Annotated in this window: 5 protein-coding genes and 1 pseudogene; 2 read left to right on the top strand and 4 right to left on the bottom strand. The window is 58.9% G+C overall.

The window, feature by feature from the left end; genetic code table 11:
- Positions 1-163: 163 nt before the first annotated feature.
- Together KIP89_RS07115 and KIP89_RS07110 are read left to right on the top strand one after the other, a co-directional pair.
- Complete coding sequence (locus KIP89_RS07115; protein ID WP_213754713.1) at positions 164-454, top strand: hypothetical protein; 291 nt, start codon at positions 164-166, stop codon at positions 452-454.
- A gap of 286 nt (positions 455-740) precedes the next feature.
- Positions 741-3602, top strand: coding sequence for a type I restriction enzyme HsdR N-terminal domain-containing protein (locus KIP89_RS07110; protein ID WP_213754712.1), 2862 nt, complete (start codon positions 741-743; stop codon positions 3600-3602).
- 131 nt (positions 3603-3733) lie between these two features.
- Here the strand turns inward: KIP89_RS07110 and eruA are convergent, their stop codons facing one another.
- From eruA to KIP89_RS19745, 4 genes and pseudogenes are all read right to left on the bottom strand, one after another.
- On the bottom strand, positions 3734-7765 hold the full coding sequence (gene eruA, locus KIP89_RS07105; protein WP_213754711.1) for an NACHT domain-containing antiphage protein EruA: 4032 nt from the start codon (positions 7763-7765) through the stop codon (positions 3734-3736).
- A gap of 463 nt (positions 7766-8228) precedes the next feature.
- Entirely contained in the window at positions 8229-10988 is a 2760-nt protein-coding gene (locus KIP89_RS07100; RefSeq protein ID WP_213754710.1) for an NACHT domain-containing protein, read from the bottom strand.
- On the bottom strand, positions 10985-12193 hold the full coding sequence (locus KIP89_RS07095; protein ID WP_213754709.1) for an SIR2 family protein: 1209 nt from the start codon (positions 12191-12193) through the stop codon (positions 10985-10987). Before KIP89_RS07095 ends, KIP89_RS07100 begins: the two co-directional genes overlap by 4 nt.
- A gap of 262 nt (positions 12194-12455) precedes the next feature.
- Positions 12456-12659 (bottom strand): annotated as a pseudogene (locus KIP89_RS19745) (site-specific integrase); the annotation flags it as partial.
- Between the last annotated feature and the right edge of the window lie 41 nt (positions 12660-12700).

Raw genomic sequence — 12700 nt, 5'->3', positions numbered from 1 at the left:
GGATACGCGCAGAGGTTAACCGCCGGGAGCGGTACCACCATTGGCTTCTTCTCCGGCGCACTTCAGACGGCAAGGCCTTCTACCAGCCTGTGCCGAGGGGCGAGCACCAGGGGATCATCTATCTGTTCCCCTTCGGTAGCCGTCGATTCGCAAGATGGAGTATATGATCCGGGACTTCGACTTCTTCCGCACCCACAGACCCGAGAGCATCCTGCGCCAGCACTGCGGACTGCCGTTGTTCGGTCCGCACGAGCGGAACACTGCCATTACGGACATCGATTGTATCATCAGCCTTTATCCGGACTTCCAGACCGACCGCTGCCCGACCCCTGAATACATGTTCCCCGGCGTGGCGGAGGATCCGTTCTACCGGAAACTGCTGGAATTGAAGTGGGACCGACCCGAAGTCCTGCGCAACGTCGTGAAGTATCGCTGGGCGCTTAACGGCGCCTAATGGGGAGAAGCAGAAGTTCGCTGCGACGACGACGAATGGCCGGTTCGGGGCCGGTGGCAGACTGTCCGCTATTAGGGACTTCAAACGAGAAGCGGACATTTCGTCGATGAATGACCGAGGCCGCAACGGACGCTAAGCTGCCTTTGGCAACGTCTGGTTTCAATCAGGTTGACCAACCCGAATTGTACGATCGAGATGGGTGGGGGCGGTCGGACTGTTTCCACCTAGACGCGCCGCCAAAGAGTTTGTTCAACTTAGTCGAGCGCACACATGTTGCGGAGGAAGCTTGTCAGAGGTAGTCGACGAATTCTGGACAACGGTTGCGCGTCGATCCGCCACGAATGAGGCGACCGTCGAAACGTGGTTCGTGTTGCCGTTCCTTGAAGCGCTCGGACACGATAGGCTCAACATTCTTGCCAAGGTGCCGGTTCTCTTTCAGCAAGGGCGCCAGCGCCGCCCTGGTCGGAAACCAGAGGCGGACTTCGTCGTCTACGCTGAGAGACCCTTCAGCCGTGCAACCTCTCTCATTGTAGTTGAGAGCAAACATCCCACCGAACCTCTTGATGGGGGCAAGGAGCAAGGAGAGTCTTACGCACTCCATCTTCGTGCACCCGTTCTACTCTTGACCAACGGTCATCATCTCGAAGTGTGGCAGCTTCAGCCAACGTCCGAGAGCGCGCGCGTACTGGCATGCGACATTACAGACCTTCCTCAGCACCGCGGTGCGATAGAGGGAATCCTGTCAATTGAAGCGCTCCGGGATCATTGTAGAGGCTTGGCGTACAAGCAGTTTGATCTACTGGCTCGCGACCTCAGTGCCTACGAGCAGGCGGCGCATCAACGCGCAAGGCCATCGGCGACCAGTGCTGTCCCCCGACGCCTGCGCGAACGAGATACCCTGTACGAATGGAACAGTCGTGAGTTGCTGGACCTCCCGGGGCGCGGCGCGCTGATAACCGCTGCCTCCGGGTTCGGAAAGACGCTACTCGCTCGATCGCTCATGTATGACTCGATCGAGCGACGGTGGGAGGGATCTACGGAAGTTCTACCGATCGATGTATTCCTTCCAGATCTCACCCAATCGGGGCATGAACTCGAAGCATTCCTTGCTGAACGGGTGGCCGCGCAAAAACCCGGGTTCTCGGTCGCCAGGCTGAGAGATATCGCACGAGATGCAGGGTTACTGCTAATTGCCGATGGCTTCGAACGAATCGAGTCTGCGAGGCGATCTTGGGTAGAGGGGCAACTGCGCACGTTCTTGACGGACTATCCTCACACGCGGATTTTCGTCATGTCGCGCGCACAGGCGGCGCCGACGGAGTTGAACCTCACTACGCTGGAACTCCAGGGCTTCCTGCCAGACGAATTGCGCGATCTAGCCGAGCTGCATTCTCAGGCCAATCCTGATGCGCGCTTCGCCTTCAGCGGTGCTCCGGACTTTGTCTATCGCTTAGGCGAAGTTCCTCTGCTCGCAGACCAAGTACTAAAGTATTATACGTCGAATCATTCTTACCCAAGCAATCTCTCGACACTCTTTGAAGGATGGCTCGGACGCATCTTTGCTGTCTCAGGCACGATCGACCGGGCACTTTATCGGAAATTGCTTGAAAGAATCGCTGTCGAAACAGAGGCTCGACCTCTTGACGTTGGTCGGGCCTGCGAACTCTTTACCCATCGGGCCGATCCTGAAAACACGCTACAGCGCTTAGCCGAACACGACGCGATAACGGTACGCGGCACCACCATCGAACTGCAGCATGGAGCGTTGGCGGATTATCTACGGGCAGCACATTTTTGGACTATCAACCCGTCACCGGATCGAGCCCGCTTGGACGCCCTCATGTTCGATCCGTCATCCCAGTTCGCGTTTCTTCTCGTGTCAACCGCCCCAACGGAAGATGCGAGAAGCGCGGCGTGGAAAGCGATAGCTCAGAAGGACATGCGGTTAGCCATCCGAAGTCTACGCTTCGCGGGCTTCGACAACCCGTTCACAGGCGAGATCACTGAAGCAGATGGGCTGCGGTTGGCGCGTGATCTTCAAAGTACGGTCGAGACGTTGGTTAGCTCTCATTTCGACCCTATAAGCGGGCCGTTGCGAGAAGAAATCGCTGGTCAGCCGGTTGAGAAGTTGGGCGTCGTTGCCAATATCGGAGAAGACGATATAGCCTATGTCTTCTTCGATGCGACAGATGCCGATGAACCGGTGGCACTCGTCGGCGCCAACCAGTTGGAACGCGCACCCCGAATGTACGGTCATGCGCTTCGTCGGATGGGTTTCGGCCCGGAGGCGGGGCGCGTTCTCGCCGTCGGATGCGTCAAGCAGGCGATCGATAAGCTAATTAAGCACCGCAGTTTTTTGGGTGGGCGCGTCTGGACTGAGGAACGCGCGTTCGGGCGCCTCCGGCATCTCGTCCGTCGATATGATATCCCGCTGGAGCCGACCGAGTTTGGCCAAGCACTCAAGCACATCGAGCCGCACGCTGGCGAGTGGGTGAGTGGTAGCAACTTCTCTCGCGAACAGTGCTTCGCGATCGACGAACTCCTCGCAGACCTACGCTGGTTGCGCGACCAAGGTATCGACCGGCTGGACCGATGGTGGGAAGACCTTGACCAACTGAACCTACGAGAGCCTAGCGACCAACAGCGCTTTGTTGGAACGCTCGACGCCTACTACCGCCGCAGGCAATTGGCCTATAACGAAATTGTGGAACGCAGTTTGCCTGCTCTACGACCATACCTGCGGACGCTCCGTCTCATGCCTTTGCGTTTGGATATTGTCGCCGAGTTCCATACCCGACGGGGCTACGAGAATGTTACGCTAAACAAATTGCGCTGGCCCGTTCGGACCTATGACGACGCGGGCGCGGACGTGACGTTCGCTGACGAGGGCCCCAATCACCACAGCGAAGAATTCATTCAGCGATATGCAAAGCAGACGGACCAGCTATTGGCAAAGTTTGGACGAGCCTTTCCTGATCGCGTGGTGCAGTGGAGTGGAGGCGGTGTACCTGACTTCAAAGGACGGGACACCACGTTCGGCAAGCTTCCTGACGAGAGCGCGGTCGTGTCTGGAGCAATGGCGTGGTTGCAGGACGACCTGAAGTATATGTTCTCCGAAGTGCCGACCGGGCGTTGGAAAATCGGGTAGGCTCGGGTCCGGACGACTGATCGACGCCTCGAAAAACGAACTGGTCAGGCGGTAACGTGATTGAGAACGCGTGAAGCAAACAATCACGACGTCAGCCGTGCATATTCCGCAATATGCATCAGAGCGCCACGTCAAGATTTTCCAGCGGTGAGATCGAATATCACCACATCAATCAGCGCGCGGCGCGCCTCGGGGATACGAGCGGTCAGCATCGAGCACATCTCCTCTGCAGTCGCAGGCGCGGGAAGCCCGTCGGGATGAACCTTCAGCCGCCGGCCACTCGCTGATGGCACATCGCCGAACCACAACACGCAGTAAATGCCGCGCTGTTCGGAGCGCCAGTCGGCAAGATATTGGACGTCGAGCTGACTGGCCGCAGCGTCCCACACATCGGGGTGCCACTGGCCTTTGACCTCGACTGGCAATTGCATCGCCCCATGAGCGAAAGCGAGATCTGCCCGCTTAGTCATCGGCATGTCAGCCTCAGTGATACGCTGTATACCGTAGCGCGCGAGTTCGGGACCGATCATCGCCGCCAACTTATCGCGGCAGCGATTCTCATTTCGAGGAATGCCGGCATCAGTCCAAAAATCGAAGACCAAGTCCAGATCGTCGCCAATGAGCTTGCGCCGAGCAACGTCCATCTCTTCGAGCACCAGCGCCTTCAGATCTTCGATATTGCCCGGCGCCCCGTCTTCAAGCAGCGTGGCGAGGTCGCCTGGCGCGACCGGCGAAAAATCCTCTTCGGCACGCTTCTGCCGCTGTTCGGCCGCCATATGGCGGATTAGCTTGGTGTAGCTGTCACTGGGTCCCGCAATAAGGCGCTGGAGCGCTGCGCTCGCCTCGACGCTAGTGTCGTTGGCTAGCCGATTGATCAACGACCGCAGGAAGTCGGTCGCGTCATAATCGTTTGTGCTGCCCGATCCGCTGCCCACTAACACAGCATAAGGCCATTGCTCGCGAAACTCGGCGAGGATCCATTCGGCTTGCGCGACCGTTAGCGGTAGCGTCCCGCCGCGGCGCTCGAACTGCAGCCGGTCGCGCAGAAACCAGAGGAATTCGGGATGGCGTGCGCCGATCCCGCTGAGATCGGGCAATACTGCCTCGAACCGGACCAGCACGTCGATCGCCAGCCATGAGAGCATATGTTCGAAATTGCGGAACACCGTTGTGGCGCGCTCTTCGGCCACATCACGCAGCGCGTCGAGCGCGCCGCTATAGGTGAGGCAATCGATCAAGTCCGACTCGACGGATTGGGGAACATTGGTGAACTCGGTCAGCCAGTGGGCCCCGAGCGCAGCGCCAGTCGTCCGCCATTCCGGATCATGCACGAGCTTATAAAGACCGGCGATATTCTCTTTGCCCGCCGCCAGCGCAGGCTTGATCCAGAGACTTGCAAAGGTTTGCCGGGTCTCTGGAGTCGGAATGACCTCCGCCTCCAGGACCGCCCGTACCGCCTGCTCTTCGTCATTGACATTCCAGCCATGATCGTCGTGGCTGAGTAACAAAGCGGCCAGCTTGAGCGGTTCGGACAAGTCGGTCACGCTTTTGCCGCTTCGCACCCGCTCATAAAGCCCGGCCATCATCGGATAGCTGTAGTGATAGACCGTACCTCGCGCAAAACCGTCGGCGAATTCGGCCGCGGTCGGCAGATCGGTGCGGTGCAGGACGGCCTCGAACCCAACCAGTGCGTCATCGCGCAGGGCCGGTCCGATCCACTCCGCCAACCGCTCGCGCGGTGGGGACTCCCTCGACAAGCCGGAGACAAGGGCGAAATAAGCTTGTGCGGGCTGGACGATCGCCTCGATATTGCCCGCGCGCAGCTTATCGCGGACCTCCTCGAAATGGCGCAGCCTCTTCTGGAAAGAGACCTTTCGCTTGTGTGAGCGCTCGGCCGCTCTCTTTTCCTGCTGGGCCTGCCAGTCCGGCTTCTCGGGGTTTGCAAGCTTGCTCAAGAAACCTGCGAGTTCGGTGTCTCCGGGACGGAACGTTTCCGCTGCGGCGCGCACATCGGGATCCAGCCCATCAGATCGCCAACCGATGCTCACCAAATCCTTCCAGTCCTGGCAAAGCACCGGGTCTTCGGTGTCGCCTTCAGCCAGGCGATGGAATGCGGAAATTAGATCACCGGCCTTTGTCGATAAGGGGACCAGCCGACGCTGCAGATAAATCTCGGTGACCCACAGGCTGTCCTTCCGTCGATCACTCACGAGGACATGCGCCTGGATCGCACGCCGCAATGTGTCGTGCTCCGTCAGACGCTGTGCTAGCTTTTGGCTGGTGTCACGGTGGCTAAGGTGTGCCTGCTCTATGATCCAGAGCCAACGCCACACGGCCGGTGCTTGGGTCGGATCGACTCCGCCTTCGTCGATCGTACGAGTGAGCAAGCGGGCAACGATGTCGTTTACATCGCCATCCTGATCCCAATCGTCTACGCAAAGAAGTTGGGCATAATCAACAATCAGATCGAGCACGCCGGTTCGGCGTTCCAACGGGATCGCGTCAAGGAGCCGATCATAGAGCCGCACGGTATGGATTCGTCGCTCCTTGCTGCGGGGCAGCGGGCAACTGGTTAGCCCCATCTCAGCGAACAGGGTCGCAACCAGCAGCGCGTCCGAAACGTCGGCACGGATATGCTCGATCAACTGCCGCGCGAGGCGCGGCGCGTCGTCACCGCCTTGATCGGTCAGGGCCGCGATAGTTTTTTGCCACCAAGTGCGATCACGATGCGGCAATAAGGCGTCCGCTGCGTCATCGCGCTCGCGAAAGAAGCGTTCCGGCGACAGCACGATATCCTCAAGCGTATCGGCCAGCTCGGCAGCAAGCGACGTAGCCTGCAGACCTTCAATGAGCAACGAACGGAGATGCTCATTGCTGTCTGCCGATGCGATGACCGCCTTGATCTTGGGCTTGAGCGCGGGGATCATAAGTCCCGCGGCGGTCTTGCTGTCCCAATCGGCCGCGCGGAAATAAGGATCTTTGTCGGCGAGGACGCAGAGCGCCTCTAACAGGCGATCCGCAAGATGAGTGGTCAGGGCGGCAGTTTCGCCGTAACGCAGTACGCCATAAGGGTCATTGACGATGACCCGCTCAGCCATTGCCGGGCTATGATAAGCAAGCCATGCATGCAGGCCCCGCAAGCTCGCCGGTACGCCGCCGCTACCTTGCAGTTGCGCAAGAACGCGCCGCTGTGTCCGTGACGTTGTGGCCTGTCGCGCCAACCAGCGAGCGCCAAGAAATTCGGCGACGACGCGATGAAGTGGCTTGGCACGCAACGGGCCGACGCTGTGGAATAGCTTGGAGGAAAAGACTGCCCTCGCAGCGCCTGCGGTGGGCAGGTTCTCCAAGTCGGCAAGCCGCAGATCACCTTGCTGGACCTGCGCCGCCCCCGCCACGCTGGCGGCTTCAGCTCCCGCGAACAAGAGGCCAGCGGCTATCGCGCCGGCCGCATCGAGCGCTTGGTTTTCCGTGAGCTGCGCCAACCCTTCCTCCTGCCGATCGGGATCGTGCTCCGGCCAGATCAGGGTGCAGACGCGCTCGAATAATGCCGCTCGCGTCTCGGGCAATTGTGGGTCGCTCTCGGCCACCCGTCCCATCAGCCCGAGCGTCAATGGGTTGCTATATAACTCTTCTAGGCTGTGACGCGAGAGATGGTCGAGTACACGATCGGCATCCACGTTCAAATGCCGCGCATCAAGATAGGCATGCGCCTCGACACGATCGAAAGGTTCGAGTGTCAGGACTCTGGGTTCAGTGCCATAGAGCTGTCGCAGGTTCGAGACACCGCGCGCCTGCCACTCACGCGAGCGGCAGGAAAGGATGAACAGCGGTGAATCCGCTTCTTCGAGTTGGGCGAGGATCGCATCGATCGCATCGCCTTCGCGCCGCGACATTGCCTCGTCAAGGCCGTCGATAAGCAACGGCTTACCTAACGGAATGAGATTCGCCGGCCTCTTAGCGTTGATAAACCGGACAGCGGTGACGGGTTCGACGCCGAGCCGCTGACCGAGTTCGCGCATCAGCTCGCTCTTACCCATACCGGGTTCGCCGAGGACGACCTTGTTGCCGGTAAGCGCAAGGAGCCCGGCCTCATCAACGCGGTTATCAAGGAGCGACGCGTCGGTAAGCGTGAGCCACCGGGGGAAATAGACCGCCTCCGACACTAAGATTGTATCTTCATTCTTCGTTCCAGGAGATGCTGGAGAAAGGCCGCTTGTCATTTGAAACGTCAGTCTACCCCAACCCTCCGTCGGACTGTAGGCATACGCTGCCAGTTTCCAAGATCGCCGTGTCGAGCAAGAATGGCGCACTAGGGACGCAAAAATGCCGACGTGCCACCTCGCTGATGTCCGCTCTTGGGCTGTGGCCGTTGCCAGATCAATGGCCGAGATGGGGGCGCACAGTGGGAATCACTTCCCCAAAGGGGCCGACTGCAGACTGTCTGCTTCTAGCGTCAGGCCAATCAAAGCGGACGTATTGGTCAACCGACGCGGCATCCTGAAGTGACGCATAACTGCCCCTCGAATGCCCTTTCAGCGACGGCTGCTTCGCGCCTCATAACCGCCCTTGGCACGCAATTCAGAACTGCTGGTAGCAGATATCAATTTCCTATCTGTCCGGTGTTTTCTAGCGCCTGGCCGCAGTCGCTAGGCGACGGAAGATTGCGGTTGTAGAAAGTGCAGGATCAACTGACAAAATTTGATCCAATGCATCGGTAAGATCGTGAGGAATAACTGAACCTTCTGACTTGCCGACTGTGAGATCAAGTAGCTTCAGCAGAGCCCGCGCCTTCGTTTCGTCATTGATGACCGTAAGCTTCTTTGATTCACCTGCATCGCCATAAAGCCCATAGTTGACCATCGACCAGCACTCGAACGGCACGAGAAAGCGGGCAATCGTGTCCACGGCTTCGGCGAAGGCCTCGCCTGAGGTCGCCGGAAGGTCAGCAAGCGCGCTGCTGACCCCAGGCGTCGCCAGCGACCGCTCCTGCGGCCAAACCTCGCGAAGGAACGGCGCGGCGGCATTTCGGAAGAGAGCCGCCGCGGATTCTGGGTCTTCTTGCCCTTCGCCATCCTCTGGCGTGTTGTTTGCAGTCTTCGCGGAGAGTTCACGAACGAATTGCTGGATCGCATCCGCCGCTGATGCGCGCACTTCATCATCCAGCGTCCGCAACATCTGCTGAACGCGCTGGTTAGGCACTGCAGGCGGACGGCCCTCGCGGAAAGCGTGAAGGGATTCGATCACGAGGCTGAAGACAAGCCGACGGCGCGTTTCCCGGCCCAGTCTGTGATCATTGGCGCGTTCGGTCATCGCAGGGCCGATGATTTTCAAGACTTCGGTGAACTGGGTGCGCCTTGCTACGGCTCGCCAGAGCGCTAACGCGGCGCCATCATCCTTGCGCAATGGCGCGATGAGATGTTCTTGTGCCCAATTGCGATCAGCGCGCAGAAAGTAGGGTAACTCCTCGATCATCCGGTGTCTGGCGATCAGCCCACTGCGGCCTTCCACTGCAATGACGATGTCGCGCATCCGCCTTTCCATCGAATCTGCGGGAAAGGCTTGCGCCCCGGGCGGCAGGCTTGGGCATGCAGCCAGAAACACGCCTACGAGCTTGCCAGCGGGCGTATTGAGCGTGTCGAGGTCCATCGGCTCGCGGTCATCATCAGCGCGCGCGGTAACGCTCAGGTCCTCTTCTTCGACACTTTCGGGTCTTCGGTTAGTAACTTCAACAGCGATTGGCCAGAGGCGAAGCCAGATCGGCAAGGCCAGCGGTAGCTTGACGGCGTGCTTCTCCCAAGCATCTAGCCAGGCACAAATTCCTTCGATCGCAGTCGAAAACGTTGTGCCGGATAGCTGGTTCAGCAGGCCGAGAACCCTCCCAGCCTCTCCGCCCAGCTTCACATCTTGAGCCCCATCGCCATCCTGCTGGCGCGGCCTATGCGCCCAGCCAAAGCGGTTCCAGACCTTCGGGAAGTCGTCGCCACCGTTTTTCGTGGTCTCGAAGTCAGCAAGCACCTTGTCGGGATTTTCCTGCTGATTGATCCAGTCGTTGGCGCGTTCCGCCGGGTCATCATCCCAGCCACGACGCCCGGTTCCCAAGGCCGCTTCGAGCGCCTTCAGCCGTTCGACGCCTGAAACCGTGTCGAATTTCGCATCCGGTTTCGCTTCACGACGAGTGACGGTAATCCCTCCGGAAAAACCTTCATCGATCGTCATCTGCACGAGTTCAGCGAATTGCGCCGTCCGAGCATCAAGCCAAGTCTTGGCCCAATTCGGTAAGGCACCTCCGCCGACTTCGATGCGCCGTAGTTCCCGCAAGGACCAAAACAGCCGCGCATTCTTTACCTGCGCGGCATCGACATTCTTCGGCCAATGATCTCGCGGAGGGCCTTTCTGAATCCGAGCGACGATCGTGCCTTGCGCTCCTGCGTTCAAGTCGCGGAAGCGGATGGCGCGAAGCTCTGCGATTTCCGGGAAGCCGTGCACATCCCAAAACCTGTCCTGATCAAGCGCCGTGAGGAAGGCTGACACCTCATCGGTAGGCGTAATCTGTTCGTTCCGAGATATCGCAGCCCACAAGCGAAGATGCACTGGCGAGCTATCTAACCTCCAGCGCCAAGCAAAACTCCGCGCAGCAGCAGGATCAAGTTCCGAAATCCTAGCGACGACGGCATGCAGCAGCTTCACTGACGGCGCGATGCCATGATGGTAGGCGTCTGGGTCGCCATCCTCGCGCGCTCTTGGAGCGTCAGCCACGTAGTACGCGCGTCTCAAGTCGCCAAGTTGCCATAGGCGCTTTTGTCCATCCCAGCCGAGCCTGCGAGCAATATCGAGGCCGTGATTGATAGCGGCCTCCAGCGCATTGGCCAGCGATGTCAGAAAAGCGAGATCATTGAGGTTTGCCAGTTCGAGTACATTCAGATCAATCAGATCTCCGCTCGTCAGGTTGGCTGACAGGACGTGCTCGACGTTTCTCGGTTTGCGTGGCTTCTTGATGTAGTTCCATCGCCACCCTTTAAGTGGCTCGACCTTGAGTCGAGGCGCGACGAGTTCAACAATGGCGGCGACCGCCGCACCGGACCTATCACCTACCCGTAGCCGCCGCTGAATGCCGTAAATCGCAATTCCGTTGCGTTCTTCCGGTTGAGGCGCTGACCAGCTTTCTTCGATCAACCGCCATGCCGAGGCCCATGGTTCTGCAAGGTCGCGCGCGCCTGGGCCTGTCAATAAATCTTCAATCGCGATGCGTTCGATCCGCTGCCCAAGTTTGAGTTTCAGCGCCCAGTCGATCGTTCCTTGCTCAGCAAGGCGCTTGTTCAGAAAGGCGATTACCGTTCGGAACGTCTCGCGGTCTTGCGGATCAAAATAAGCCCAGGGCCGGATCATGGCTTCCGTCCCCGTTCGGCTTCAGCGCAAATCGTTACGATCGCATCAAGCCACTCAATTTCGGCCTTCGCGTCCGCAACTAACGCTGACAGACGTACACGTTCACTTGCGTTGCTTCTCCGGAAGAAATGGTCGAAGAGATCGCGGTCAAATTCATTGGCCGAAGACCGCGGTTTTTTTACAATTCTTCGCACTTCGGCATCGACTATTGCTTTCTTTCCATTGATCGCGGACAAGGCCGCCCATCGTCCGAGGGTTGCCCTTAGCGCGTCGTGACCGTTCGTTGAGTCGTAGTGGATCGGCGTGATGCCGCGCCCGTTCCAGTCTGCAAGTGCGACTGCATCGGGCGAGTTCGTGCCGAAAAAAGTGAAGCGCTCTTTCAAGTCGTCGAAACGCTTGCCGTCAGCCGCGACCGCGTTCAACAGGTAGCGCATCGGCGGATCGTTGGCGCTGTAGCCGACGAGCACCAGATGATACAGGCGTGCAGCATCGTAGATGAAATCCGGAACAACGCGGCGACGCAGGTAGAACTCACCAAAATCCTGATCTGACAGAACAAGTTCAGAATTTCTCGCCGGGTTTTTGTCGAGCGCGCCATGGATATGAAGCACGCCCGAAAATTCCGAATGCCGCGATGGCCTTGGGATCGAACCGAGGGAATAGGTCTCAACGGGCGAGCGAAGGCGTTTTGCAGCGACTTGAAGCAGGAGATCGAAGTTTGTTGTCACGATGGCATTGGCACCGCCGCGATCGGCAAGGGCTATGAGCGCCTTGTGGATCGCGGTCGGGCTTGTTGCACCTGCACGCAAGATCGCCGCGACTGTCCGTCTAACCTGGCTATCGCCACGTGTTTGATCGTCGAGTCGGCGCTCAAGCATGCCGAGGACAACATCATAGTCGCCACCGATGAACCGCTTCACTTCGGCAGTCTGCCGATCGGTCAGGCCTGCACAATTGGCCTGCCACTGGTTGCAAACTCCCGGCGGCAATCCCGCTAAGGCGCCATGCGTCGAAGTATCGAGTGTGGCATAGACGTCGAGAACAAGTTGACGAAAATCCGGAAGCCCTGCTGGCCGGGAAATGCCTGCACCACAAATGAACAGCACCTCCCCGCGCGCATGAGCAAGAAGGAGCCGCTCGGGGATTGGCGAGAGCCCATGCCCCAATTGTATAACTCTATCCTCAATAGCGGTGTTGGCAGCCACAGCATTGAAGCCCTAAATTCGCAGAATCGTTTGCTTCATCCTATTGTCCGTTTTCCTGGCTGAACAGCTGACGGCGGCCCATCCCCTTCCGCCCCAAAACGGTCATTCGTGATGCCCGCCGCGAACTTCAGCTTATGGCGCAACCAGGACCTCCCGAACCGCAAACGGCAACGTCTGCTTTCAGGAAATCGCCAACCCGATCTCTATGGCCGAGATCGCGGCGCAAAGGTGCCGTTCGCAACGGCGTACCGATAAATACACTCAATGCGTCGTCGACTTCGATTCCGAGATGCCGGACGGTGCTTTCGAGCTTTGTATGGCCGAGCAGGAGTTGGCAGGCGCGCAGATTTCCAGTCCACTTGTAGAGGATAGAGACCTTGGTCCGCCGACAGCTGTGGGTGCCGTAGTCCGCCGGGTTTAGGCCGATCAGGCTTACGCATTGGTCGACGAGACGTCCATATTGCCTCGCATTGACGTACTGTCGGGGCGATCGAGTGGCTGCCGGTG

Origin of the sequence: Ancylobacter radicis (assembly GCF_018449475.1) — a bacterium.
GTDB lineage: Bacteria > Pseudomonadota > Alphaproteobacteria > Rhizobiales > Xanthobacteraceae > Ancylobacter > Ancylobacter radicis.
Note: the sequence above shows the minus strand (reverse complement) of the source record. Positions and strands in the feature narration are given on the sequence as shown.